This window comes from Franconibacter daqui, from assembly GCF_014644275.1.
Lineage (GTDB): Bacteria > Pseudomonadota > Gammaproteobacteria > Enterobacterales > Enterobacteriaceae > Franconibacter > Franconibacter pulveris.
Genome location: NZ_BMKJ01000001.1, coordinates 1,182,289 through 1,207,844, shown reverse-complemented (window position 1 = coordinate 1,207,844; position 25,556 = coordinate 1,182,289). Strand labels below are relative to the sequence as shown.

The 25,556-nt window shown below is 52.4% G+C and carries 25 protein-coding genes and 2 pseudogenes; 11 read left to right on the top strand and 16 right to left on the bottom strand.

The genetic code is table 11. From position 1 onward, the window contains the following. Positions 1–286: 286 nt before the first annotated feature. The gene (locus tag IEX01_RS05770) at positions 287–898 is read right to left on the bottom strand and encodes a MerR family transcriptional regulator (protein WP_268237245.1); all 612 of its coding nucleotides are present in this window, start codon (positions 896–898) and stop codon (positions 287–289) included. Between the two features lie 450 nt (positions 899–1,348). Between IEX01_RS05770 and uspA the strand changes: the two genes are divergently transcribed. Further along, positions 1,349–1,792 (top strand): universal stress protein UspA, encoded by a 444-nt coding sequence (uspA, locus tag IEX01_RS05765; RefSeq protein WP_188723417.1) that lies wholly within the window; start codon positions 1,349–1,351, stop codon positions 1,790–1,792. Between the two features lie 68 nt (positions 1,793–1,860). Here uspA and IEX01_RS05760 read toward each other — a convergent pair whose 3' ends face one another. Then, positions 1,861–4,551, bottom strand: coding sequence for a glycogen/starch/alpha-glucan phosphorylase (locus IEX01_RS05760; RefSeq protein ID WP_229701810.1), 2,691 nt, complete (start codon positions 4,549–4,551; stop codon positions 1,861–1,863). A 1,067-nt stretch (positions 4,552–5,618) separates the two neighbouring features. Between IEX01_RS05760 and IEX01_RS05755 the strand changes: the two genes are divergently transcribed. Further along, positions 5,619–6,071: a universal stress protein gene (locus tag IEX01_RS05755; RefSeq protein ID WP_024555404.1), complete on the top strand. Its 453-nt coding sequence runs from the start codon at positions 5,619–5,621 to the stop codon at positions 6,069–6,071. A 90-nt stretch (positions 6,072–6,161) separates the two neighbouring features. On the opposite strand, the gene IEX01_RS05750 is transcribed toward IEX01_RS05755, so the two are convergent. Both IEX01_RS05750 and IEX01_RS21795 read right to left on the bottom strand, forming a co-directional pair. After that, the gene (locus tag IEX01_RS05750) at positions 6,162–6,848 is read right to left on the bottom strand and encodes a VIT1/CCC1 transporter family protein (protein ID WP_024555403.1); all 687 of its coding nucleotides are present in this window, start codon (positions 6,846–6,848) and stop codon (positions 6,162–6,164) included. A 99-nt stretch (positions 6,849–6,947) separates the two neighbouring features. After that, entirely contained in the window at positions 6,948–7,154 is a 207-nt protein-coding gene (locus tag IEX01_RS21795) for a KUP/HAK/KT family potassium transporter (protein WP_373289661.1), read from the bottom strand. On the opposite strand from IEX01_RS21795, the gene IEX01_RS05745 reads away from it, so the two are divergent. Next, positions 7,081–7,296, top strand: a complete 216-nt coding sequence (locus IEX01_RS05745) for a hypothetical protein (protein WP_188723416.1) — start codon at positions 7,081–7,083, stop codon at positions 7,294–7,296. The two genes, IEX01_RS21795 and IEX01_RS05745, sit on opposite strands and share 74 nt — an antisense overlap. A gap of 145 nt (positions 7,297–7,441) precedes the next feature. Here the strand turns inward: IEX01_RS05745 and IEX01_RS05740 are convergent, their stop codons facing one another. The 4 genes from IEX01_RS05740 to IEX01_RS05725 all read right to left on the bottom strand — a co-directional run bounded on the left by IEX01_RS05740 (position 7,442) and on the right by IEX01_RS05725 (position 10,184). After that, positions 7,442–8,041 carry a MerR family transcriptional regulator gene (locus IEX01_RS05740; RefSeq protein WP_268237244.1) on the bottom strand — a complete coding sequence of 200 codons (600 nt, stop codon included), beginning with the start codon at positions 8,039–8,041 and terminating at the stop codon, positions 7,442–7,444. A 431-nt stretch (positions 8,042–8,472) separates the two neighbouring features. Beyond that, complete coding sequence (locus IEX01_RS05735; RefSeq protein WP_024555401.1) at positions 8,473–8,772, bottom strand: hypothetical protein; 300 nt, start codon at positions 8,770–8,772, stop codon at positions 8,473–8,475. Positions 8,773–8,849: 77 nt separating this feature from the next. After that, positions 8,850–9,341, bottom strand: a complete 492-nt coding sequence (locus IEX01_RS05730) for an Hsp20 family protein (RefSeq protein WP_024555400.1) — start codon at positions 9,339–9,341, stop codon at positions 8,850–8,852. Between the two features lie 381 nt (positions 9,342–9,722). Further along, complete coding sequence (locus IEX01_RS05725; protein ID WP_188723414.1) at positions 9,723–10,184, bottom strand: hypothetical protein; 462 nt, start codon at positions 10,182–10,184, stop codon at positions 9,723–9,725. A 225-nt stretch (positions 10,185–10,409) separates the two neighbouring features. Between IEX01_RS05725 and IEX01_RS05720 the strand changes: the two genes are divergently transcribed. After that, positions 10,410–11,285, top strand: coding sequence for a LysR substrate-binding domain-containing protein (locus tag IEX01_RS05720; protein WP_188723413.1), 876 nt, complete (start codon positions 10,410–10,412; stop codon positions 11,283–11,285). Here the strand turns inward: IEX01_RS05720 and IEX01_RS05715 are convergent. Continuing rightward, the gene (locus IEX01_RS05715) at positions 11,221–11,568 is read right to left on the bottom strand and encodes an FAD-dependent oxidoreductase (RefSeq protein ID WP_229701809.1); all 348 of its coding nucleotides are present in this window, start codon (positions 11,566–11,568) and stop codon (positions 11,221–11,223) included. The two genes, IEX01_RS05720 and IEX01_RS05715, sit on opposite strands and share 65 nt — an antisense overlap. A 266-nt stretch (positions 11,569–11,834) precedes the next feature. On the opposite strand from IEX01_RS05715, the gene IEX01_RS05710 reads away from it, so the two are divergent. The 4 genes and pseudogenes from IEX01_RS05710 to IEX01_RS21900 all read left to right on the top strand — a co-directional run. Then, the gene (locus IEX01_RS05710) at positions 11,835–12,329 is read left to right on the top strand and encodes a putative pterin-binding protein (RefSeq protein WP_188723412.1); all 495 of its coding nucleotides are present in this window, start codon (positions 11,835–11,837) and stop codon (positions 12,327–12,329) included. 17 nt (positions 12,330–12,346) lie between these two features. Beyond that, complete coding sequence (locus IEX01_RS05705) at positions 12,347–14,275, top strand: putative bifunctional diguanylate cyclase/phosphodiesterase (protein WP_188723411.1); 1,929 nt, start codon at positions 12,347–12,349, stop codon at positions 14,273–14,275. Between the two features lie 399 nt (positions 14,276–14,674). Continuing rightward, positions 14,675–15,211 (top strand): dihydrofolate reductase family protein, encoded by a 537-nt coding sequence (locus IEX01_RS05700; protein WP_188723410.1) that lies wholly within the window; start codon positions 14,675–14,677, stop codon positions 15,209–15,211. An 86-nt stretch (positions 15,212–15,297) separates the two neighbouring features. Further along, a pseudogene (locus tag IEX01_RS21900) lies at positions 15,298–15,447 on the top strand (IS3 family transposase); the annotation flags it as partial. Between the two features lie 20 nt (positions 15,448–15,467). Here the strand turns inward: IEX01_RS21900 and IEX01_RS05695 are convergent. Then, positions 15,468–15,746, bottom strand: a pseudogene (locus IEX01_RS05695) (type 2 periplasmic-binding domain-containing protein); the annotation flags it as partial. 168 nt (positions 15,747–15,914) lie between these two features. Between IEX01_RS05695 and IEX01_RS05690 the strand changes: the two are divergent. Next, a complete protein-coding gene (locus tag IEX01_RS05690) occupies positions 15,915–16,208 on the top strand; it encodes a DUF1330 domain-containing protein (RefSeq protein ID WP_024560268.1) in 294 nt (97 codons plus the stop codon). 270 nt (positions 16,209–16,478) lie between these two features. Here IEX01_RS05690 and IEX01_RS05685 read toward each other — a convergent pair whose 3' ends face one another. Both IEX01_RS05685 and IEX01_RS05680 read right to left on the bottom strand, forming a co-directional pair. Next, positions 16,479–17,942, bottom strand: coding sequence for a pyridoxal phosphate-dependent decarboxylase family protein (locus IEX01_RS05685; protein ID WP_188723409.1), 1,464 nt, complete (start codon positions 17,940–17,942; stop codon positions 16,479–16,481). 17 nt (positions 17,943–17,959) lie between these two features. After that, positions 17,960–19,345: a diaminobutyrate--2-oxoglutarate transaminase gene (locus tag IEX01_RS05680; protein ID WP_024555848.1), complete on the bottom strand. Its 1,386-nt coding sequence runs from the start codon at positions 19,343–19,345 to the stop codon at positions 17,960–17,962. Positions 19,346–19,965: 620 nt separating this feature from the next. On the opposite strand from IEX01_RS05680, the gene lysC reads away from it, so the two are divergent. After that, entirely contained in the window at positions 19,966–21,327 is a 1,362-nt protein-coding gene (lysC, locus tag IEX01_RS05675; protein WP_188723408.1) for a lysine-sensitive aspartokinase 3, read from the top strand. A gap of 164 nt (positions 21,328–21,491) precedes the next feature. On the opposite strand, the gene IEX01_RS05670 is transcribed toward lysC, so the two are convergent. Genes IEX01_RS05670 through IEX01_RS05660 form a run of 3 tightly spaced genes read right to left on the bottom strand, consistent with a single transcriptional unit; the run spans position 21,492 to position 23,365 of the window. After that, positions 21,492–22,205, bottom strand: a complete 714-nt coding sequence (locus IEX01_RS05670; protein WP_188723407.1) for an SDR family oxidoreductase — start codon at positions 22,203–22,205, stop codon at positions 21,492–21,494. A 13-nt stretch (positions 22,206–22,218) separates the two neighbouring features. Beyond that, the gene (locus IEX01_RS05665; protein WP_188723406.1) at positions 22,219–22,965 is read right to left on the bottom strand and encodes an SDR family NAD(P)-dependent oxidoreductase; all 747 of its coding nucleotides are present in this window, start codon (positions 22,963–22,965) and stop codon (positions 22,219–22,221) included. After that, positions 22,898–23,365 (bottom strand): hypothetical protein, encoded by a 468-nt coding sequence (locus tag IEX01_RS05660; RefSeq protein ID WP_188723748.1) that lies wholly within the window; start codon positions 23,363–23,365, stop codon positions 22,898–22,900. The genes IEX01_RS05665 and IEX01_RS05660 overlap by 68 nt, the downstream gene beginning before the upstream one ends. Between IEX01_RS05660 and IEX01_RS05655 the strand changes: the two genes are divergently transcribed. After that, complete coding sequence (locus IEX01_RS05655) at positions 23,364–24,167, top strand: AraC family transcriptional regulator (protein WP_229701808.1); 804 nt, start codon at positions 23,364–23,366, stop codon at positions 24,165–24,167. The genes IEX01_RS05660 and IEX01_RS05655 overlap by 2 nt on opposite strands. Positions 24,168–24,293: 126 nt before the next feature. Here IEX01_RS05655 and IEX01_RS05650 read toward each other — a convergent pair whose 3' ends face one another. Beyond that, positions 24,294–25,547: an enolase C-terminal domain-like protein gene (locus IEX01_RS05650; protein WP_188723405.1), complete on the bottom strand. Its 1,254-nt coding sequence runs from the start codon at positions 25,545–25,547 to the stop codon at positions 24,294–24,296. Positions 25,548–25,556: the final 9 nt, after the last annotated feature.

Sequence of the window (25,556 nt, the reverse complement as noted above, 5' to 3'; positions counted from 1 at the left end):
AATAAGAAAAACGCCACCATTTTTGGCGCAATGATTGTGACACAGCGACCGTTCTTTTCGCCGTTTCTTCGCCCGGTTCGTTGCGAATAAATAAGCGAAAAAAAGCCGATAATGCCCTGCACTATCGGCTTTTTACCATCCCAATACGGCCACGTTATTTAATTTCCTTTTGAACAAACAAAAGTCGAGTTGTTATTTTTCGGTTCAGTACATACAGCGACGCCACGGCATGCAAATCATTCTGATGCGGGGGCTTCGGTACGCGCTGTGCGGTGATAAAAATGCGTTACTGGCGAACCGGTCGTGCCGCTAAGTCACTCAGGCTGCCGATAGTGTTTTTTCTTGCCGGATTAACGCGTTCAGAACCCTGGCAGCAATATGACGGGGGCTGAAGGTTGAGGCTTTTGATAATGCCGAGCAGCGGCTGCGCGTATTTTTCGCTCTGCTCATTTCGCAGCAAACGGTGAGTATGGTTTAGCAGGCATGCAATAAAGCGCGGCCGTAAGGTTTGTTTTCCCTCCCCTTCTTCACAAAGCCAGGTGGCCAGCGGCGCCAGGATAAAGGCTTTTATGTCTTCCGGGCTGTAGGTGCTATAGAGTTTCCAGATAAACCCGTCGCGCGTTTGGTCAGTGCCGAACTTAAGCTGGAAAATAAACTCCTGACGACGCTTTTCCCAGCCGCTCGGCCGGTACTGCCATGAATCATGCAACAGCGTATGAATTTCGCTAAGCGTATCGCCCGACGAGGTAAGCGCCCGAATAACCCTGATTTGTGCGACCTGCGCCTCGCTGTAGCCTTTCGCACAGGGAGAAGGAATGAGTGACGCAAAGCGCCAGTATTTTAACGTGGCAGGTAAAACATCGACCATATTGCAAACCGTTGAAGCTGAGATAAACACGTGCAGAACCCTCTACAGATTAAAAGTTGCGCTATAGTGGCGACAAACCCCTGCCTGAAAATTGACCAGAATCAAAAATAGTTTCTATACGTTATTATTCAATTTTTATTAAGACAATTCTTAGAAAAAAGCGGCACATTAACGCTGTGATTTTTTTATAAATTAAAATCAACTATTTATAAAGAAAGCTTTCCCTTTTTCACTTTCTGTAAACATTGCTTGATCAATGTCAATCGTTCAATAAATAACCAAAGTAAACTTTTGATATCTATCTCCGGTTGACGGTTTTGGACCGGGCGGGAGCGGGTTGTTTGAGACGTAACAGACCAGCCGCGACGCCCGATGCTGTCGGCGCATCCGGTAGGGACGCTACGATGCGGTAAGCTTTGTCCGCTCTGGCGCGGCAGGAAAATCCGCTGCTATACGGACGCGTATGACAGGAGCCGTATCATGGCTTACAAACATATTCTGGTTGCAGTAGACCTTTCTCCCGAAAGTCAGTTGCTGGTCAGTAAAGCGGTTTCGCTGGCTAAGCCTTACGACGCCAAAGTCTCTCTGATTCATGTTGAGCTGAACCAAACCGGCCTTTATACCGGCCTGATTGAAGCTGAGCTTGGCTATTCTCAGGAGCGTATCTCCTATGAAATGTTTCAGGGGCTTAAAGCATTAGCCAGCGGCGCGGGCTATCCCATCAACGAAACCCTGAACGGCAGAGGCGACCTGGCGCAGGTGCTGGCGGACGCGGTGAAAAAATACCAGGCCGATGTCGTGGTCTGCGGTCACCATCACGATTTCTGGAACCGGCTGATGTCCTCCGCGCGACAGCTGATTAACAATGTGCATGTCGACCTGTTAATTGTGCCGCTCTATGAACAGGACGATGACGACGACTAACCCCATTAAAAAAGCCGGTTAACCCCGGCTTTTTTATGGCCTGTCACGCAGGCGCTGCCGCCGCGCCGTCAGGGTGCGGCAAGGTCGATTTTCACCGCTCGCGTTTGCCAGATGTTCTCGCAATACTCTTTAATCGCCCGGTCTGAGGAGAACGCGCCTGAACGGGCGGTATTGATAATCGACATGCGCGCCCAGCGTTTTTCATCGCGCCAGGCTTCACTCACACGCTGCTGACACGCCGCGTAGTCGGCGAAATCCGCCAGCACCAGAAACGGATCCGCATTCAGCAGGTTATCCAGCAACGGGCGAAACATCGCCTTGTCGCCCCGCGAAAAACGCCCCTGCGCAATCTCATCCAGCGCCTCGCGCAAAGCCTCATTCGCCTCCAGATAGTGCCCAGGGCGATATTCCGACTGCTGAAGCGCCGCCACCTGCTGTGCTGTCATTCCGAACAGGAAGAAGTTGTCTGCGCCCGCCTGCTCGCGAATCTCAACATTTGCGCCATCGAGCGTGCCGATGGTCAGCGCGCCGTTCATCATAAATTTCATGTTGCCCGTGCCCGACGCCTCTTTTCCCGCCGTTGAGATCTGCTCGGACAGATCCGCGGCCGGATAGATAATGTGGCCGTTCTTAACGTTGAAATCGGGATAGAAAACCACTTTTAGTCGATCGCGTGTCGCCGGATCCTGATTAACCACCTCGGCGATGCCGGAGATCAGCCGAATCATCAGTTTCGCCATATCGTAGCCGGGCGCCGCTTTGCCGCCGAAAATAAAGCAGCGCGGTGCGACGTCAAGCGTCGGATCGCGGCGCAGGCGCTGATACAGACTGATGATATGAAGCGCATTGAGATGCTGGCGTTTGTATTCATGAATGCGTTTCACCTGAATATCAAACATCATCTCCGGCGGAACCGCGATGCCGGTGATGTTGCCGATGCGCGCCGCAAGCTTCGCTTTGTTCTCGCGCCGGACCGCACGCCAGGCCTCCTGCAGCGTGGCGTCGTCGGCATGGTCGGCCAGCGCGTCGAGGCGAGTCAGATCGGTTCGCCATTTCTCCCCCAGCGTATCGTCCAGCAGCCGCGCCAGCCCCGGGTTGCTCTGCATAATGAAGCGGCGCGGCGTAACGCCGTTCGTCACATTGAGAAAACGCGACGGGAACATCGCGGCGAAATCACGCAAAATCGTCTGTTTAAGCAGATCGGAATGCAGCGCCGCTACGCCATTGACCTTGTGGCTGCCGACGGTGGCGAGATGGGCCATACGCACTTTTTTATCCCCCTGCTCGTCAATGAGGGACATGCGCGCTACGCTGCCTTCATCGCCGGGCAGCGCGCGGCGGACCTCATCCAGAAAACGCTGATTTATCTCGAAAATGATCTCAACCAGGCGCGGCAACATGCTTTGCATTAGCGGCAGGCTCCAGGTCTCCAGCGCCTCCGGCAGCAGCGTGTGGTTGGTATACGCGAAAGTCCGCTGGGTGATGGACCAGGCGTCCTCCCATGAAAGCAGACGTTCATCAATCAGCAGGCGCATTAACTCCGCCACCGCAATGGAAGGATGGGTATCGTTCAGCTGCGCGGCGAAACGGTCGGCAAAACGCTCGACGGGCGTGTGGCTCACCTCCATCAGGCGCAACATATCCTGCAAGGCGCATGAGACGAAAAAGTATTGCTGCGCAAGGCGCAGGCGTTTACCGCTCTCCGGTTCGTCGTTCGGATAAAGCACCTTTGAAAGTGTCTCCGAGACCACTTTTTCTTCCACCGCCTCATAATAATCGCCTGCGTTGAAATCATCGAAATCGAAAGATTCCACCGCCTCGCTCTTCCAGAGCCGTAGCACGTTGCAGGTATTGACGCGGTATCCCTGCACGGGCACATCATACGCCACACCTTTCACCTGCCTCCCCGGAACCCATTCCACGCGCAATCTTCCCTGCTCGTCGTTCCACATGCGGGTGTAGCCGCCGAAGCTGACGTAATAGTGAATATCAGGCCGGATGATTTCCCAGGGCGTGCCCATTTTCAGCCACTTGTCGGTGCGCTCCACCTGCCAGCCATCGACAATATCCTGGTCGAAAATGCCGAATTCGTAGCGGATACCATAGCCTATCGCCGGGATCTCAAGACTGGCGAGCGAGTCGAGATAACAGGCTGCGAGCCTACCCAGGCCGCCGTTGCCAAGCCCTGGCTCTTCTTCGATCGCCAGCAGCGCATCGAGATCCTGACCGAGCGAGTCCATGGCCTCCCTCGCCTCTTCCTCCAGCCCAAGGTTAAGCAAATTGCAACCGAGCTGCGGGCCGATAAGAAACTCGGCTGACAGATAGCAGGCGACTTTGACGTGGTGCAGCGCGTAGTTTTTCACCGATTCGGCCCAACGCGCGAGCATGCGATCGCGAACCGTATAAGCAAGCGCCATATACCAGTCCTGGGGTGTCGCGATATCGGGGTAGCGGGCCTGACGGCAGATAAGGTTGCGGACGACATCGTGCTCAAACACAGCTTCGCTTGCCGCATCGGATGCAAGCGCTATGGAGGCAGACGCCTGTGCGACAGAAGTATCGTTGATCATATCGTTGTCTCGCATTGGCGCGTGCGCCAGTACCAGCGTATGACGATCCCTGTGTTTCTCTTTGCGCTGTTGGGACGCAGGCGCGAAAGTGGCGTGCCGGGAAAGCGTATTCGGGCGCAGGACGGCGTCGCGTCCGGGATGGAGCATGGTGAGGACGCCGGCAATGGATTGCCATCGCCCAACGGACATTGCGCCGTCGGCGCGCCTCACGGGAACAGCATGGCGAGCCGCAATGGCCTGCACTCCCGTTTTTCTTATTTTCGGTTCGTTGTTCTGCCCCGCTTTTAAGCAGGTCGCCGTTACCTGTTATCAACATAGTCAACGCCCGGGGCGATAGCAAATGCATTCAGGATGCCGCGTTGTCCTTTCCTGAGCCGCTAGTTTTAGCTATTTCAGAAACGCGAGTCTCCGGCGCTGTAACCCTGTTCTGTTGACGCGCCGGATATGTCGTAATAACAGAGCGGCAGAGGAACGAATAAGCATTATGCTTAACTCATAGCGCAACGACAGATTAAAAAAACGTAGCGCAAAGGGTTTAAGAGAATATTTCCGCCGCTTCCAACAGTATTCTCTATGTCAATAAGAGTTTCTCCTTACTTTTATATACCGGAAAGCTGATGTTTAATTATGCTGATGACCATTAATACTATAAATTAAAAACCGTGAGGCCAGCTTATTTGCTCTCTGTCAACCGCCCCGCTGATAAGCTATTAAATGACAAGAAAGTGATGCAGAACAAAAAAGCGTTAAAAATAACAAAGCACAGCCTGATAATTTTGCAGAAGCCTACGGCCAACGTCATAATTCCTGTTACTAAATCTGAGCGTTTCCTTTGATATTTCACGAGGCGCGTAGAGGTTTTCTTTTTTCCTTAGCCGGTTAATAAAGAATTTGGGCATTTGCATTATTTATCAGATTATTAAACGTGCCCGTCATAACGGTAGTAACCCGGTTTACGTTTGGGGTTGCCACACCAACCGTAAACTGTCGCTTCGAATGCCACGCGCCCTGGTTCAAATGGCCTTTCGGGTGTTAGCGACGGGCTGAGACATGAGGCGGCGTTAAAGACATCCTGATGGCACAATAATGGTACAGCAGTTCAAAAGCGGTAAATGGCCGTGAGTAGATGCGCAATGGCGCCCACCTGACGGCATGATAAAGCGAACAAGCGTTTGTCGCCTGGCTCTTAATAAGTGCAGGCCATAACGTCATAGCAGAACGTTTATCGCCAGGAACTCTGTCAGAGGATAAATATCATGGCTTATAGAAATATTTTGGTTGCAGTCGATCTCTCTCCAGACAGTCAGATACTGGTTCATAAAGCCGTTTCGCTGGCTGAGCGTGACGGCGCTAAAATCTATTTTATTCATGTGGATGTGAATTATGCGGATATTTATAGCAGTCTGGTTGAAGAAGATCTCGGCCCTGAGCAAGAGCGTATTGAAAAAGAAAATCGGCAGCTAGTTCAATCCTTAATTGATGCGGCGGGCTATCCCATCAGCGCAACCCTGTATGGCAAAGGCGACTTTATTCAGGCGCTGGAAAATGCGGTCGTAAAATATGATATCGATTTGATTGTGTGCGGCCATTACCAGGATTTCTGGAATACGCTTAAATCGGCAGCACGGCAGTTAATCCATCGAATGCACATCGACATGCTGATTGTGCCGCTGAGCAAAGATAATGATGAGTATTTTGAAGAGGACTAACGCGTTTCTGTTATAAAAAAGCCGGAACATTTCCGGCTTTTTAGGGTTGATTGCATTTTCAGCCGCCTCGTCGGGCATAACTGCCATCGCTTAGCCAGCAACCAGACCAAACACCGATCCGGTAAAGCCGGAGATCCCCATGGCCGCGATGCCTCCGAGAGTGACGCGCAGTATTCCTCTCATCACCGGCGCGCCTCCTGTTGCGGCGGCGGCACCACCAAGCATGCCGAGTGCTAACAACGTCGCAGCCACAACCGCAGTAACTGCATAATGAAAGGGGGTAATCACTGCGACGGCAAGGGGTAACAACGCGCCTGCGGCAAAACTCGCCGCTGAATACACTGCCGCTTGCAGCGGACGTGCGCTGCTGAATTCGGTGATGCCGAGCTCATCCCTGGCATGTGCGGCAAGGGCATCGTATGCCATTAGTTGTTCCGCTACCTGTCGGGCCAGGAGAGGAGAAAGCCCGCGCCGGACATAAATTGCCGTCAACTCATCCGTTTCCAGTTTAAAATCAGCCTTCAGTTCGTCACGCTCCTCAACAAGGGCCGCTCTTTCGATATCTGATTGAGAAGAAACAGAGACATACTCCCCCACCGCCATTGACATGGCGCCCGCAATCATACCGGCTATACCGGCAAGTAAAACATTCCGGGGAGTGCTGTCAGCCGATGCTACGCCTGTTAACAGACTGGCCGTAGAGACAATGCCATCATTGGCGCCCAGCACGGCGGCGCGCAGCCAACCGGAGCGGGACATTTTATGATTTTTCACCATATGTTCACCACCGAGCAACGCTTATCTGCATCAGGCTGTAGCAAGCCGGAAAAACAGGCGGAGAGAGTGTTCCTTTGCACCCGCTTACGTACGGCAACGTTATAGAAAAAGCATAACCAGACAGGCGTAAACTGCTCGTTGCCGGCTCAGTTTTATCATGCGCTCAGCCGGGATTTTGAATTGCTGATAAGTGGGCAGCGCATGATGGCGAAACCAGAGAAAAAGCATGCCCATGAGCCAGAACAGGCGGTTTCTGCGCGTTAAAGTAAGCCTGTCCCGTGAGGCAAAATATCGGGCTTCATCCACCTTGCAAATAAATCCTTTTGGTTCGCAGTGGGTAAAAATGCGAGGCGATAACGGCGGCTTTTTTTATTGGCGGCATAAATTTATTTCTGTTTACCAGATGCAAACCAGCCGCTTTATATCAATCCGTGAGGCCACTGCATGAAATTATCGCCGCAATTATGTTAACGGGCTACCGCTGTGCCGACTGTTAATTCAACGCATACATTCTTAAGGGGCGCCTGACGACGCCAGCGCCACTCTCCTTTGTGTTACAGCACCTCCTTGCTTTTTACCGGCGTGTCTGGCTTTCAGAACGCCCGTTCGCCTGAATCATGACGCTTGCTGGAGTTGAGCATGCTTATGCGCGTACCGGTACTGGGCTCCCGACAAATGAAAGATGGCAAATGGAGTTTTACTGTCTTAACGATGTCCAGCAGCGGCAATGTAATGCTATCTTCCACCCCGGTCTGGCTAAGACGATTAATATGACTGACGAGGCATGTAATAAAACGTGTCCGTAAGATGTCGCTTCCTTTCTGACATAACCCGTCAGTTAAAGGTAACAGAATAAAAGTGCGGACGTCGCCAGGACTGTAACTGCTGTAAAGCTCCCAGAGAAAACGGCTGCGCGTTTCGTCAGTTCCTGACTTAAGTTGCAGAATAAATTCCTGTCGGCGAGCTTCCCAACCGCTGGGCCGGTAATGCCAGGAATCGTTTAACAGAGTATATATATCACTCAGCGTGTCCCCGGAAGACGTTAAAACCCGAACAACCCTGATTTGCGCAACCTGCGGCTCGCTGTAACCCTTTTCATGAGGGGAAGAAATAAGCAAAGCGGCCTGCCAGCCTTTTAACGTCATAGGCAGGATATTGAGCATTCGACATACAGTGGATACAGACGTAAGCATAATAAAAATCCCCCGCCGGTTAAAAATTAAACTATCATAGACGCGCGGCAAATGCAGAAAGATTAATAATTATCAATAAAAACGGACGATAAATTTAAGGTGTGTTTTAATTTAGAATATTTTTCAACCCTTAATAAGCAAGACACGAAGGGTATGTTTACCGAAACAGTAACTCATCTCTTTTTATCTGAGGCGCAGCCTTGTTTTTATTCTTACATTGGCGCTGGTTGACTGTCGCGCCCTTCAGGCTGTAAAAAAGAGCCGTTAACGATGACCTTGCGAAAATTTTCACGTTGCAGTTTTATTACCTAAAAGTGCCTTTAAAATTAACACAATGACCTTTTAATTTTTAACGTGAATTTAAGCCATAATATGATATTGATAAGAAACGCTATTCAACGCCATGCAAAAAACGCGATAAAGCAGTACGGTTATTCACCAGGGTCAGTCATGGTATTTTGAATAAACCGTTTATCAAGCAGATACAAAAGCAGAGAGACTCTACGCCCGGTCCGCTCTGCCGTGTCTGGCGGCAGGTTATAACGCAGGGAGTAGCGTTTACCTTTTTTATCATAAAACTCGACATCCAGCACCGGCATGATAAGCGCAGGGAGTTTTCGGTATCTCAGCACGATTTGGGAATCTCCCAATTTCATATGCGTCGTTAAAACATCCTGTTCAACAAGCGTCGGCTGACGGGTATGATCGGGCGTAACGGTGATGATCTTCATGTCATTATCTTCATAAGCAAACTATTACTATACCGGGTGGAGGAACCCACGGTTCCTCCTGATACAAATGGCCAAACTTATCCGTTTTTCTGCTCAAGCGCTTCCGGCGCCTTTTGATGAATTGGAATACGCTGTGGTTTTTGGCTTTCAAGTAATTCCTGATGCAGACCAACTGTCAGGATGCCATCTTCAAGGCTCGCGTCTGTTACTTTCATATGTTCCGGAATAGCATAATTCAGACAGAAATCGGTACGGCTGATGCCTTTATGTAACCATCCTCCCTGCGTTTCTTCTGCGCTGCGATTGTCATCAAATTTCACTTCTTTTTTGCCGACAATGGTTAACCGTCCGCCTGTAACTTCAATTTCCAGTTCATGTTCTTTCCAGCCGGGTACGCTCAAACTAAGCGCGAAGCGATTTTCATCCATTTGGCGAATATCATAAGGCGGTTTAAAGGAGACGGGTAAATCCCCGGTGAGCTGACTAAACAATCTGTCGATGCGGTTAAACCTGTCAGAAAAAACTGCATCGGTTAATGAAGGATAGGCTGAAAAATCGTGCAGGGACATAATGATAACCTCCTGAATTATAAATATTCAAAAGTTCATCCGGGCAATATTGCTTTCAGATCGTGATAATTTATAGAACAGGTAAAATAATTTTCAAGCGAAGCAATATGACTGTTTATTAAACAGTTAACGGTTTTATGATTACGATCAATTGATCAAACAATAAACAACCCATCACTTAAAAAGTCGTCTCGCCTGGTGGAGGATAAGATGCAGGAGATCCATCTGGTAATATGTGGCATGAGGCGCTATGAATAACCGGTTGCTCGTCTCGCTGCATGAGCGAGACGCTAAACATCAATAAGCGATTCGGTGATAAAAAACCGGGTAAAACCGGCTTATTTATTACCAGACAACAGTACCGTTTCTGCACGCCGTAACTTAATTTTCATCCCGCATGATTTTTATCCATAGCGCACCAAGCAAGGCGAGATCAAGCAACAAAGCGAAGGCGTAAGGGAACCCCGCCGTTTCTGCAAAAGCCGCCTGAATCCGCAGGCACGTCATAACAGCAAGCGATATCGCGATAATAAGCGCAGCCAGTCTGCATTTGGCTGGACGCGCCCGATATAATTGCCGGGCTTCGCCGCACAATATTGTCGCCAGGCCTGCTCCCTCTGCCAGCCCGGAAATAACGGTCCCCATCAGCAGCAGTGATTTATTATTTGCTTGTGTACATGCAACCAGTAATAAAAAAAGGCCCGCGGCGTTAATCAAAAAAGCCAGACACAGAAATCCCGGCGTATTCCCTGCGGCGAACAGGCTTGTTTGCATCAGCAATACGCCAACAGCGAGGGTGAAAAATAATAACATCACCAGCCCGGCGGCAAAGAGCCAGCCCATCTGCGCGTTGAGGCGAAGCAGCAGCGCGACCTGCGCGGCAAGCCCACTGAGCAGTAAAAAAGCGGCATTACGTGAGGCGGGCAAAATCGACATCATCATGACGACTCCTTATAAGTAAAACGATGAGAAAAAATTCATCCTCCCAGAAAGATGGAGTAAGCTTATCCCCTGCTTAATCAGGTGATCAAAGTCAGGGTTTTCATCCATAGATGAAAATAACTCATCATGAAACCATCACGTCTGCCGCCGCTTGGCGCTTTACGCGCCTTTCATTCTGTCGCCACGCTTTTAAGCTTTAAGCGCGCCGCTGAACAGCTTAGTGTCAGCGCAACTGCCGTCAGCCACCAAATCCGCCTGCTGGAATCGATGCTGGAATGCCGGGTTTTCGAACGCAACGCGCAGGGCGTTAAGCTCACTGAAGCAGGCCATTTACTCTATGTCGGTACGCAAAGCGCGTTTGCGGCGCTGGAGGCGTCGGTAAAAAAAATCGACCAGACGAGGCAGCCGCCGAGGCTTACCATTACCACCACCTCCAACTTTCTGACTAACTGGCTGGTGCCGCGACTGGCTGAGTTTAAGGTCCGCTTTCCGCAAATTGATTTGCACCTGCATACCAGCGTTGAAAGCATCGACCTGACGCAAAAAACGGTAGATGTCGCTATCCGCTATCGCGAAAAGGCGGAAGAGAAATTGCACAGCACGCTGCTGTATGAAGATAGGTTTATCGTGGTCGCCAGCCCCACGCTTGCGCTGAAGCAGCCCGACGATCTGGCTCACGCCACGCTGTTTCACATCGATAATCGTCATGTCCCTGCACAGTTGCCGGACTGGCGACACTGGAAGCAACGTTACGGGCCGGCAACGCTGAATATCGCCCGTGGGCTGCATTTCAGCGACGAGACGCATGCCCTCCAGGCGGCCGTGGCGGGACAAGGCGTGACCATTGCAAGCCAGCTGCTGGCGGAAGATTTGATCCAGCGCGGTATGCTGGTCGCCCCCTTCCCCACTTCGTTGCCGGGAGCGAATTACTACCTGGTCACGATGGAAGAGACGGCCAGTCGCCCTGATGTCGTTGCGTTGCGAGCGTGGTTGAGGCGATGAGAAAATCGATCGGCTCGTTGCGCTCGCCCGCGATCATATCAGCCAGCAGTTTGCCGGTGGCGGTGCCGCGGGTGATCCCAGGACCATTACAGCACAGCGCGCCGTACACGTTTGGGGCCAGTTGGCCGAAGAATCCTTCGTGGTTTTCCGACAGGCAAATCGCCCCGCTCCAGGAGTATTCGAAATCGACCCGGTTGAGCATCGGAAAGCGGCGCTCAAAGGATTTACGGTGATTGGCGATAAAGCCATCCCCCAGAAAAACAACATTACCCAGTGGCTGCATCAACCGCCTTTATATCCGTGCGTATTTATTTACACTGACTGGACGGGTGGCCATTTTTTGTACAAATACATTAATTTTAGCGTCCCTTAAATAGCCGCGCCGCCCTTTCTTAATCAACATTTAAAATCAGGGAACATTAACTCATTGATTTTAATAAGTTAAAGCATGGACGAATTTATTATATCAATAATATCCGGGCAGCATATATAAATAACAGATTAACTAAATTATAATTATTTTATATGCGGTAGAACGTTGAGGTTAGAATGCGGTTCATTGTTATGTTGTTAAGCTTACTGGTCTTCATACCGGCCTGGGCGGGTGAACTTTCCAAACCTACTGGTAAAGTCCTTTTAACCATGGCCGGTAATATAGAAAATACCAATGAAGACGGGAAAGCCGTTTTTGATATCGCCAGCCTTGAAAAACTTGGCGTGGTCAGTTTCCAGACCACCTCCCCCTGGTATAATGGGCGCACTGAATTTACGGGTATTCCACTGCAAAAGCTCATGGATTATGTTGGGGCGAAAGGTACTGTTGTTAAGGTTACGGCGCTCAATGACTACACCACCGTTATCCCACTCAGTGATTTCAGGAAATACAATGTCATCCTTGCGACAAAAATCAACGGAGAATATATGCGCATCCGTGATAAAGGCCCGCTATTCATTGTATATCCCTATGACAGCCTGCCTGAACTGAATAATCAGATTTATTATTCCAGGTCAGCATGGCAAGTCAGCAGAATGAATATTGAGTAGGAGTTCAGACGCCCATCATGAACAGAATACTGGCTGGCATCATATTTTTCCTTTTTATATCCACCGGGTATATTTCTTTCCTTGTGCATGAACGGCAACAAGAGTTACAGAAACTGACGCATTACACCGACTCATGGTCGGCTGCACAACTGGTATCACAATATTACCGATTCGAATCATCGCTTGGTCTTTATACTATCGATGATACTATGAAAATCGATGATGTACGCCTGCGTTTCGACATTATGCTCAGCCAGAGTGATTTACTGGAAGAAGGTGATTTGGGGCGTTATATAGAAAGCAATAAATCGCATCATGAACTGGCTCTACAGCTTGAAAAGATCCTTAAATATCTGGATGTTCATCTTGAGAAAATGAATCGTTCAGAGCTACAGGCCTATCTGAAAAAAATGCATACGCTTGATGCGCCACTGGGCCGCCTTTCCTCTGGCGCATTAAACAAGGATGTTAACTCGATTAATAACGCCAACCTCAAAATTCAAACGCTTTACTATGTTTATTCAGCAACTTCTGTACTGCTGATAATACTGAGTGCGATACTGGGCGTCATGATATTTTTTCAGAACAGAAATATTCTGAAGGCGCATCTTCAGGTTAAGAGTCTTGCTGAAGAGCTCCAGAAATCGAAAGAAAAATTACAGATGCAAAATGCAAAGTTAGAATATGACGTCTATCACGACTCTCTTACCGACATGAATAACCGCCAGCTTTTCTGGGAAAACTTAACTACAGAAATCGCGCTGGCAAAAAAAAATAATAGTTCTGTGACCGTCATGTTGTTTGATTTAGACCGATTCAAAGAGGTGAATGATACATATGGTCATGATGCCGGCGATATGTTATTACGCCAGATATCCCGCCGCCTGCAGGCGATGAGCCTGACTTCAGATACGCTTTATCGCCTGGGTGGGGATGAGTTTGCGTTTCTCTCGAGTGGTCTGACAGAAAGCAGCGCTGTTTCGCGGGCTCAAAAAATATGTGATTCTATTAACCAGCCCTACACCATTTATAACGCCATTATAAACATTACCACCTCTGTCGGCATTGTTATCTCTGAAACTGAACGCCGCTCCGACTATCTCTATAAATTTGCCGATCTGGCCCTTTATGAGGCCAAAAATGAAGGCCCCGGTAAGATAAAAGTCTTCCGGCGACGCATGTTAGAAAAGCTGCAAGAAAGCAGAACCCTTGAGCATGACATGGCGATGGCGTTAGTGAAAAAAGAATTCGTCGTTTATTATCAGCCTATTGTCGATTCGTTCAGCCAGGAAATTTACAGTTATGAAGCCCTGATTCGTTGGGTACATCCTCATAAGGGCCTCCTGTCGCCGGATAGTTTTGTTCCTGTTGCTGAAAAAACAGGAATGATTAACGAGATGGGCAAATCCGTGCTTGAAATGGCCTGCCGGGAAGCGGCTTCCTGGGCGGTTCCGGCTAAAATTTCAGTTAATGTCTCTCCTGTTCAGCTAAGCAGCAAAGCCTTTGTCGGAATAGTCCTCTCCATTCTGAAAGAAACAGGGCTTCCGGCTGACCGCCTTGAACTGGAAGTGACTGAATCCTCTCTTTTTACTGAAAGCGCTACGCCGATGAATACGCTTAACAAGCTCAGAGCCATGGGCGTGAAAATCTCCATTGATGATTTCGGTACCGGGTACTCTTCACTTTCGCGGCTGAGCAGGCTGGCCTTCGATAAAATCAAAATAGACAAGTCCTTTGTGCATTCGATATCCACCCAGGAAGACGCCCTTAATATCATCAGGCTCATCACTGGCATGGCGAAATCCCTTAATATGAAGGCGGTTGCAGAAGGCGTTGAAACAGAAGAACAGCTCAATAGCCTTCAGGCACTGGGCTGCGATTTCGCCCAGGGATATCTTTTTGGTAAACCTCAGCCTTGTATTGATGGGGAAATCAGAAACGGTTAAATCACATTCCTCTTGCCCTGGTAAAAGCGCTGCGGGCAAGGCTTGCGAAACGCTTTTGCAGCGAGGCGGATGATGCCGCATTCGATGGCTCTCTGTTATTCAAGGGGAAAGGCTTCGCTAACGATACCTTCTGACGTTCGCTTCTCGTTCATAGCGGGCCTGCGCCCCACCCGGCCGTTCCCTTTGTGCCAGAAGCGGACGTTGATAACATTGCGAATGTTATTTTATGGGGAGCAGGTGACTGCTTTTCTCTCCATCCGGGATTCAACGCCACGCGATTTTTTGCCTTAATCCACAGGGGACGTTGCGACTTTCATGCTACGTTTTTCCACAACTAGCATGTCACGCTAACATCCCTAAACTCAACGAGATATATGCAACCTGAATACGGAGCACTTGATGGTCACCACACATGTTTTTATCGCGGTCAGTCTTGATGGTTATATCGCCCGGCAGGATGGCGATATCGACTGGCTGTTGCAGCGCGATGACCCGACAGAAGATCATGGCTATGCCGCATTCATCGCGGACAAAGATTGGATCGTGATGGGTCGAGGCAGCTATGAAAAGGTGCTGACCTTTGACGAATGGCCTTATGATCGCCCCGTGCTGGTGCTCTCCCGACAGCTAACCGGTACCCCCGTGCCCGAGAAGCTGAAGGGCAAAGTGCAGTTCTCTAGTCGCACGCCAGCGGAGGTGCTTGCTGACCTGGCGGCGAAGAACGTGCATCGCGTCTATATCGATGGCGGGCAGGTAATACAGTCTTTCCTGCGTGAAGGTCTGGTCGCCGATATCGTTATCACTACCATTCCTGTCCTGCTCGGTTCGGGAAAGCCGTTGTTCGGATCCCTGACTGGGGATATAGATTTGACGCTGTTATCAAGCCGCAGCTTCCCTTCGGGTCTGGTGCAGTCGCACTATCGGCTGACGTCATAAACTGCATATAAACATAGCGGCGGTCTCCGCTAAAACGAGCGTACCGCCCTGCTGCCAGCGGCACTGTTTTACTTCAACGACCTTGCTTCAGCTCACTGAAAAAGGAGCGAACCGGAAAAGGGATCGATAAATCCCGAAATGTGGCCCGTGCCGATATCTTCGCTTATATTGACGCGTTCTACAGCCTGGCCCGGAGCCACAGCCATCTGTTGCGGACATCCGCTACTTTATGTTGAACAGAAGGTTAATGCTGAGATTAGTCAAAATAGGGTCTTAGAATTTCTTCCGTCCAGTTCATAAAAGCCTTTACACGCTGCGACAAATTACGCCGGTGCGCGATGACAAAAGATGCAGCGAGCGGCTCGGGGCGTAGATCAGGAAGGACCTCAATCAGGGCGCCGCGTTTGATATGCGGTAAAAGTGAGGAAGACCCTCCCTGAATTAAGCCTAAACCCGCCAGCCCTGCCTTATGATAAGCCGGTACGCTATTGACTCTCACTGTGCCAGGTAACATGAGCGATTTATAACCCTCGCCTGTCTTTTTAGGGTTATTTATGAAGATATTAATACTTAATAGAGTGTATTCACACTGCGTACCCACGTAACGTCCCTTCCGGCGCAGCACTGAAGGCCAGCCTTTAAACCGCCACGGCTGTCTGTGTTTACGCTGAAATACACCACCCTTTACGAAGGATAAAGAGAAATGAATAAAGGTTATTTAATCGCTCACGTGACTGTTTCAGACCCTGTCGCATACGCTGAATATGCCCGAGCTGCCGGCGAGGTCGTGAAAGCGTTCAATCCGACGATAATCGCCTGGTCCGGCCAGTATGAAAACCTTGAGGGAGAAGCTCACGAACGGCATGTCGTTTTCGAGTTCGCATCCTTTGCCGAAGCCAAACGTTTTTATGAAAGCCCAGGGTATCAGGCAGCAAGATCATTACGGGCAGGTGCTGCGACCGGGACGTTTGTATTGGTTGAGGGAGCCAGCCTGTAATACCGGGAGCTATCATCTCCGCTTCTCACGCATAGCCCTTTATTTGCCGTCATAGCCTTAAGAGAAGCCCTTTGCACCTCACTATCCCGTCTTCCACCAGCTAAGCGTTTTGCTGGCGCGGAAATTCTCCGCAAGCGTCAGCGGCGGCGTGAAGGCGTGACGCAAACGCCTTCACCTCACGCTGCTACGCCGCATCAGAAATTCCCTTATGCGGAATAAAAAAGCCGACGACATCGCTGTCGTCGGCTTTATTCAAACCTGTCGCCGTGATCAGGCGTTCTGCAACTGCCGTCCACAGGCCATCACGCTCGCCAGCAGAACTTTCACATCCTCCAGGCAAACGGTCGGGTTGAGCAGCGTCAGCTTCAGGCAGGTTACGCCGTCCGCTTCCGTAACGCCAACGTTGGCGCTGCCGGAGGCGAGCAGCGCATCGCCGATACGCTGGTTCAACAGCGCAACTCCCGCGGCGTCGCCGTTTTCCGGACGGAACCGGAACAGGACGCTTGCCAGCTGCGGCTGCATCACCAGTTCCAGCTGCGGTTGCTCAGCCACAAACTGCGCCACCTGCTGCGCCAGCGTCACGCCATTATCGATGATGTCGGCGTACTGCTTTTTACCCAGCGCTTCCAGGCCCATCCAGAGTTTCAGCGCATCGAAACGGCGGGTGGTTTGCAGCGATTTCGATACCAGGTTCGGCACGCCCTGCTCTTCGTCAAAGTCAGAGTTCAGGTACGCCGCCTGGTAGCGCATCAGCTGATAATGACGCGCCTCTTTCAGCAGGAACGCGCCGCAGCTAATGGTCTGGAAGAACTGCTTGTGGAAGTCCAGCGTTACGGAGTCGGCGAGTTCGAGGCCATTGAGGAAGTGGCGATACTTCTCTGAAAGCAGCAGCGCGCCGCCCCAGGCCGCATCCACATGCACCCAAATCTGCTCTTTGGCGGCCAGCGCAGCGATTTCCGCTAGCGGATCGATAGCGCCTGCATCCGTGGTGCCTGCGGTCGCAACGATAGCCATCACCTGCTCGCCCCTGGCTTTCGCCTGCGCCAGCTTCTCCGTCAGATCGTTAAGATCCATACGCGAGAATTGGTCGGTTTTCACCTGCGTCACCGACTGGTAGCCAAGCCCCATCAGCGCCATGTTCTTCTGCACAGAGAAGTGCGCGCTGTCGGAACATAACACCTTAATTTTACTGAGGTCACCGGTCAGGCCGTGCAGCTGAACGGAGTGGCCCTGGCGGGCGAAAAAGGCATCACGCGCCAGCATCAACCCCATCAGGTTGCTTTGCGTGCCGCCGCTGGTGAAGACCCCGGCGTCGCCCGCCGGGTAGCCTACCTGCTCGCGCAGCCACTCAATCAGCTTGATCTCGATGATGGTCGCCGACGGGCTCTGATCCCAGGAGTCCATGCTCTGGTTGGTGGCGTTGATCAACACTTCCGCCGCCTGGCTAATGACCAGGCTCGGGCAATGCAGGTGCGCCACGCACTGCGGGTGGTGTACGGACAGGCTGTCTTTAAGGAAATACTCGACGGCGCGCTCAATGGCGGCCTGGTTGCCCAGGCCCTGCTCGCTAAATTCTAACCTGATGCGCTCACGCAATTCCTCAACGGTTTTACCCTGGTACATTTCAGGCTGCTTAAGCCACTGCACCACCGCGTTTGTACTCTGCTCAATCGCCTCCTGATAGGCGGCGATGCTCTGTGCAGAGCCCGACAGAATCGGATTTAAATCAGACATGCTTGCATTTGCTCCGATTAAACAGGCTTCACGCCGGCATTTAGCAGCGCGCTTTCAAACTTATCGAGGAACACATCCAGCTCGGCGTTGCTGATAAGCAGCGACGGCAGCAGGCGCAGTACGCTGCCGCCACGGCCGCCGCGCTCGAGGATAAGCCCCGCTTCGAAGCATTTTTTCTGCAACAGCGCAGAGAGTTCGCCATCCGCCGGGTAGCAACCCATGTGATCCTGCGCTTCGTGCGGTTTAACGATTTCAATACCAATCATTAAGCCCAGACCGCGTACGTGGCCGATAACCGGGAAACGCTTTTGCATTTCAGCCAGTTTGCCTTTCAGCCATTCGCCCTGTTCAGCGACTTTATCGGCAATGCGCTCTTCTTTGAGGATCTTGAGCGTGGTGAGGCCGGTCGCCATCGCCAGCTGGTTGCCGCGGAACGTCCCGGTGTGGTGACCCGGCGCCCAGGCGTCGAACTGCTTTTTAATGCCCAGCACGGCCAACGGTAAACCGCCGCCTACCGCTTTCGACATCACGATGATGTCCGGCTCGATGCCCGCGTGTTCGAAGGCAAAGAACTTGCCGGTACGGGCGAAGCCCGCCTGGACTTCATCCAGGATAAGCAGAATGCCGTGTTCCTGAGTCACTTTACGGATGCGCTGCAGCCACTCGGCTGGCGCCGGGTTCACGCCGCCTTCGCCCTGCACCGCTTCGAGAATAACGGCAGCCGGTTTACGCACGCCGCTTTCAACATCGTTTATCAGGTTTTCGAAGTAATACGTCAGCGCTTTCACACCGGCTTCGCCGCCAATGCCCAGCGGGCAACGGTACTGGTGCGGATAAGGCATAAACTGCACTTCCGGCATCATGCCGTTAACGGCTTCTTTCGGCGACAGGTTGCCGGTCACGGAGAGCGCGCCATGCGTCATGCCGTGATAACCGCCGGAGAAGCTGATAACGCCGGAACGGCCGGTCACTTTTTTCGCCAGCTTCAGCGCCGCTTCAACGGCATCTGCGCCGGAAGGCCCGGTGAATTGCAGGCAATATTCTTTCCCCTGACCTGGCAGCAGAGAGAGCAGGTAAGCGGAAAATTCATCTTTTAATGGCGTGGTCAGGTCAAGCGTATGTAACGGTAAGCCACTGGTAATGACGCTTTGGATGCTTTGGATAACCTCTGGGTGATTATGACCCAGCGCCAGCGTTCCGGCGCCCGCAAGACAATCAAGGTATTCTTTATTTTCAACATCCGTTATCCAGACGCCCTGCGCTTTAGCAATCGCTAACGGCAATTTGCGCGGATAACTTCTGACGTTAGATTCAAACTCAGCTTGTCTGTTAAGAAAGGACTCATTGCTTTGCGGTAATGAATTAGCACTTAAAGAATCAATACGGACTTTATCCGTCATCATATCTCTCCTACAACCTGGCGTTGTTTTAACACCGGGTTGGATAAGGGTTTAAGGGGGTAAAAAAAGCGCGGCTAATATATGTGTTTTCTTTACCACACACAATCTTATATTTTGTGTGGGCTTAAAAAACATTTTCTATAAAAATCAAAGATAAAAAATCCTGGCGCGCGTAATTTGCACAGCGTGAATTGTAAACAATTCTTTTCAAACCTTATTTCCGGCCAGATTCTGTACAACACAATGATAAGCCAGAAATTTTACTGGCGACGGCTTTTACTGTTATTAAACGTAAATTTTGCTGGCGGCTCGCTAATAAATACTGTTACTTTCCATCGGTTTATCGTAAATCTTCAGGAAATTATCGATCCGGCGGGTTTATTCACTTACTATGCCCGCGTTTAAAAAACCTCTAAGCCAAAAAGGAAGCGTCTATTAACCATTAATGCGCATCACACCTGGCTCCCGTGAAAGGCCATACAGGTTATCGCCAACGGGATAAAACGCTGGGTTTAAAACAGAAATGTTCGCGGGCGGACATTTCGTAAGGTGAAGATGACTTCCCTTATGCCGAATGAAAATTTTCATGCCATCAACGTATGGCGCCCTGATATGAGATTGTTATGACTCGCATTTATCCACACTTCATCGTTGCCAAATTTGGCGGAACCAGCGTCGCTGACTTTGACGCGATGAGCCGTAGCGCCAGCCTTGTCCTTGCTGATAAAAACGTCCGTCTGGTGGTGTTATCCGCCTCCGCCGGCGTCACCAATCTGTTAGTCGAACTCGCAAGCGGCCTTGAAAGCCGCCTCCGGCTGGACAAAATTGAAACCCTGCGTTCTCTGCAATACAACATCCTTTCACGCCTGAAACAGCCCGAAGCGATTGGCCAGGAGATCGATCGTCTGCTCGACAACATCCATCGCCTGGCTGAAATGGCGGCCGTTGCCCGTTCCGCCGCGCTGTGCGATGAACTGGTGAGCCATGGGGAGATGATCTCTTCCCTGCTGTTTGTGGAAGTATTGCGTGAACAGGAGGTGGAAGCCCAGTGGTTTGATGCCCGCAAAGTGATTAGCACCGATGACACTTTCGGCTGCGCGGCGCCGGCGATAAGCGCCATCGCCGCGATGGCGGAAAACCACTTACGTCCGCGTATCGAACAGACGCTGGTCGTGACGCAGGGGTTTATCGGCAGCGACGCGGCCGGACGCACCACCACGCTTGGTCGCGGCGGCAGCGATTACACCGCGTCCCTGCTGGCGGAGGCGTTGCAGGCTTCACGTGTGGATATCTGGACGGATGTCGCCGGGATCTACACCACCGATCCCCGCATCGTCCCCCAGGCGAAGCGTATTGATAACCTCTCGTTCGCCGAAGCCAGCGAAATGGCGACCTTTGGCGCCAAAGTGCTGCATCCGGCGACCCTGCTGCCGGCAATGCGCAAAGATATTCCGGTTTTTGTCGGCGCCAGCAGCAACCCGTCAGCGGGCGGCACGCGGGTTTGCCGCGATGTGGCGACGCCGTCGCGTTATCGCGCCCTGGCCGTGCGCCGTCAACAGACGTTATTAACCTTATCCAGCGTAAACGCGCAGCCCGCGCACCGCTTTTTAGCCGACACCTTTGCGATGTTATCGCGCCACGAAATGGCGTTCGATCTGGTGACGACCTCAGAAACCAGCATCGCGCTTATCCTCAACGCCACCAGCGCCACCTCAGGCGAGGCGGATACGCTGACCACCGCGCTGCTCACCGAGCTGTCGTCGCACTGCCATGTCGAGGTCGAGACCGGGCTGGCGCTGGTCTCGCTGATCGGCAATGCGCTCTCCGAGGGCGCGGCGGTGTGCAAAGAGGTCTTTGCTGAGCTGGAAAACCACCCGGTGCGAATGATTTGCCACGGCGCGTCTCGTCACGCCCTCTGCTTCCTGCTGCCAGCGCAATTTGCAGACAGCGCAGTCAAGGCGTTGCACCGTAGTCTGCTGGAATAACAGCCAGGAAAAGCGGCCTGCGCCAATACCGCCCTGGCCAACACGGCGGGCGCGAAAAGGCCGTTTATCACAGCGGCCTGCGCTAACAATGATGTGGCGACATTGCCGGGAGGGTTTCTGCGCGTTAAAACCGGGCCATGCTTCTGGCCCGGTTTTATCCCGTCTCACCAGGGCCAGACCCTGTTTTCATAATCAATAAAAAGATGCTTTTTATCGTGACGGTGTTGTTCGATGACGTTAAGCATGCCTTTTACGCTCGTCCCGACATCAATCTCCGCCTCGACGGCGCCATCCAGCGTTCCCATTGACGTATCGACCCAGCCCGGGTGAAGCGATATCACCGTCTGATTCCCCTGCCTGATGTCCATATAGAGACAGCGCGCCAGCATATTCAGCGCCGCCTTACTGGCCCGGTAGAGTTCCAGCGCGGCTACGGGCGCGGTATAGCCGGCAATACTTGCGCGGTGCGACGACATAAATACCAGCGCCCCTTCAGGCTCAAGCAACGACAAAAGATGCCTCGCCAGACGCGCCGGACCAAAAGCGTTAGTCATCATGATTTGCCGGAACTCGGCATCCGTTGCCTGCATGACCGACTGGTGTAGCGGGCCATATATGCCGGCGACCATAAAAATGATGTCGAATCTGCTTTCTGCAAGCCTTGCGATAAGCGGGGCGATATGCGACGCCTCCGTCACGTCCAGCGCTCCGGTAGCGAGTCTGTCCGGGTATGCCGCGCTGAGGGCGTTAAGCGAGGCCAGCTCAGCCGTAGGTAAATGTGTGGCGAAAACGTGCCACCCCAGTTGCAGGTACGCTTCCACCAGCCCTAATCCCAGTCCCTTATCGGCCCCGACGATTAAAATGCTGTGCTGTTTCATTTAATTCTCCTGCTTACTGCGCGGTATAACCGCCATCAGCCATCAATACCGTTCCAGTAACAAAGCTGGCTTTCGGCGAAGCCAGCCAGACAATGGCTTCGGCGATTTCCTGCGGCTGCGCCACGCGTCCAAGCGGGTGCGCATGGCCGTAACTGGCAAGCGTCGCACGGCTGTCTTCGACGATGCCGGAAAGCATATCGGTTTCGACAACGCCGGGCGCCACGGCATTAACGCGGATGCCCTGCTCCGCCGCTTCCAGCGCCAGAACCCGGGTTAACTGGGCAATGGCGCCTTTCGATGCGGAGTAGGCCGCCGTGGTCTTCATGCCGACCACGCTAACGATGGAGGCAACATTGACGATGGCTCCCTGCTGGCGGGGTTGCATCGCCTTAAGAGCCTCTTTGCAAAAGAGAAAGTACCCTCTGGCATTAACCGCCATAATGCGGTCCCACTCTTCCACCGCGGTTTCCGTCGCGGGTTTATTGAGGGTTATTCCCGCGTTGTTGATAAGCATATCCACCTGCCCGAACGCCGACCGCGCACGCGCCACCGCGCTGACGACATCCTGCTCGCGGCTCACATCGCAGACCTGGGTGATAACCCGCTCGCCCTGCGCCAGGGAATGTACGGCGGGGTCAATATCCAGCGCCAGGATCTTCGCCTCATGGCGGATAAGCAGGTTTACCGTTGCCTTACCGATATCGCCTGCCGCGCCAGTGACTATCGCAACCTTGTTCTTTAGCCCTGCATAATCGGTCATTGTTTATTCCTCCGGAATGGGGGCGCCTCATTGCACGCCGCGGCGCCTTGCCAAAACGATGGCTGGCCGCGAAGCACGGTTTTAATAAGCCAGACAGACGACTCAGACGGATGCCGCCTGAGATCGCTTCCTGACTGCGGGGAAAAGGATAAAAAACCCGCCCCTTTGCAACAATGACAGCGGCTGTCCAAACATTGCCTTTTCCTGTCAAAATCATGCTGGACACGTTGTTTTCAGGCGCATAAATTATCTTTTTTTCTATTTCAGGAGGCGTCGTGCCCGGGCTAACATCAGCGCTAACACAAAAAATGATTGCGGCTTTCCTGGCGCTGACGCCGGAAGAAGGGTATTCGCGGACCTGCATGAAGGAGATAAAGCTGTTGCGGGTTAATGAGTCCATGCCGCACACGCCCGTGCTGTATGAGCCGTGCATCGTCATCGTCCTGCAGGGGAAAAAAACAGGCCTGCTGGGTGGGCAAGAATTTGCCTACGATCCGCAACACTACCTGGTCGTTTCCGTTCCTCTCCCTTTTACCAGCCAGACGGTCGCAAGCCAGGAAACGCCGCTTCTGGCGATGTCGATATCGCTTAATGTCGCGGTGATTGCCGAAATACTGATTGAACTGGGAGAACCGCGCGCCAGCGGCGATGAAAAGCCAGGACCGCTCTTTTCCTCCCCACTCGGCGATGAGCTGACCGATACGGTTTACCGTCTCCTGACCGTGGTCTCTGATGAGGTGAAAGCCAGGGTGCTGGGGCCAGGTATTCTCAAAGAGCTCTACTATCGGGTGTTGATGGATGAACAGGGTGCCTCCGTCAGAGCGGCGCTTTCCGGCAAAGGGCATTTCAGACAAATTGCGGCGGCTATCCGTACGCTGCATACCCGATTTATGGATAACCTTGACGTCGAGGCGCTGGCAAAGGAGGCGGGAATGAGCGCGCCCTCTTTTCACCGTCATTTCAGGGCCTTTACCGGCACCACGCCCATGCAGTATCTGAAATCTATCCGGCTGCATCAGGCGCGCTTTCTGATGGTGAAGCGAAATATCACGGCCAGCGAAGCATCCCTGAAGGTGGGTTACATCAGCCCGACACAGTTCAGCAGAGAGTTCAGGCGGTTCTTTGGACACCCACCGCAAAAGGAAGCGCAGCGTTTACGGTATCTATTGAAAGTCAAAGCGGAATCGTACTGGCCAGATTAAGGCGCCATCCCGTGCCCGATAATTGCCCTGCCCGCATGAAAAGCGCCTCACGCCGTCGCGTGCATCGTTTTCATGACGACAGGTTCCCCGCCTTCGCGCCAACGGAGGCGGGTCTGCCAGCAGTGTTCAGGGCCGCGCGGCGGTGCCGTCCGGTAAACGGGCATTGGTCCACTCCGGGATGCCGCCGGAGACCGGGTATTTCGCCGCCTCTTTCAGATTGATATCGACGCCCAGCCCCGGACGGTCGCTCAGGTACGCATACCCTTTTTCTATTTCCGGGCAACCGGGGAAGACCTCCATCAGCGCGTCGTTCACCGGGGTATACTCCTGCACGCCAAGGTTGGTGATGCTCAAATCGATATGCAAATTGGCGGCCACCCCGACCGGTGAAATATCGCCAGGGCCATGCCATGCCGTGCGTACGCCATAAAGCTCGGCAAAGGTCGCCAGTTTTTTGGCAGGCGTAATGCCGCTGATGGTGCTGACGTGACAGCGGATATAATCGATAAGCTGGTTCTGGATAAGCGGCTTCCATTCGTTGATCTGCGTGAAGAGTTCGCCCATCGCTATCGGCGTGCTGCTTTGCGCGCGCATTTTGGTAAGCCAGTCGATATTTTCCGGCGCAACCGGGTCCTCAAGAAAAAACAGCTGATAAGGCTCCAGCGATTTCGCCATCTGAATGGCGGCTATCGGCGTAATCCTTTCATGAACGTCATGAATAAACTCCACGCCGAAGCCAATCTTATTGCGCAGATGCTCGAACAGGCGCGGCACCGCCCGCGCATAGGCGTCCGGGTCAAAGTAAACGCCCGGCGTCCGGGCGCGCGGCGAGGTTTTCGGCTGAATATTACGGGCTTTGGCAAGCTTACCGGCGATAAGCCGCAGGTCATCGGTGCCCGCTCCGCCATACATCCCCATCTGGCAACGCACATACTGATACCCCTCCTCCATGCGGGCGAGAATGGCCTCTTCCACCTCCACCTCGTCAGCGCCGTCGCAATGGCGATAGAGCGCCACCCCGTCGCGGCACTTACCGCCCAGCAGTTCGTACACCGGCAACCCGGCCACCTTTCCTTTCAGGTCCCACAGCGCGATGTCCACCCCGGATAAAGCGTTATTCATTACCGGGCCGTTGCGCCAGTAGCCGCTAACCGCCGCCGACTGCCAGATATCTTCAATGCGGGCGGGATCTTTGCCCAGCAAAAAGGGCTTCATGTAGTTGTCGATAGCGGCGGAAACGGCATGAATACGCTGAGTAAACGTGGCGCACCCCAGACCGTACAGCCCCGGCTCGCTGGTTTCAATTTTCACGACCACCAGGTCAATGCCGCCCGGCGCCGTCAGTATCGTTTTTACATCCGTTATTTTCAGGTTGCTCATGAAGTTCCT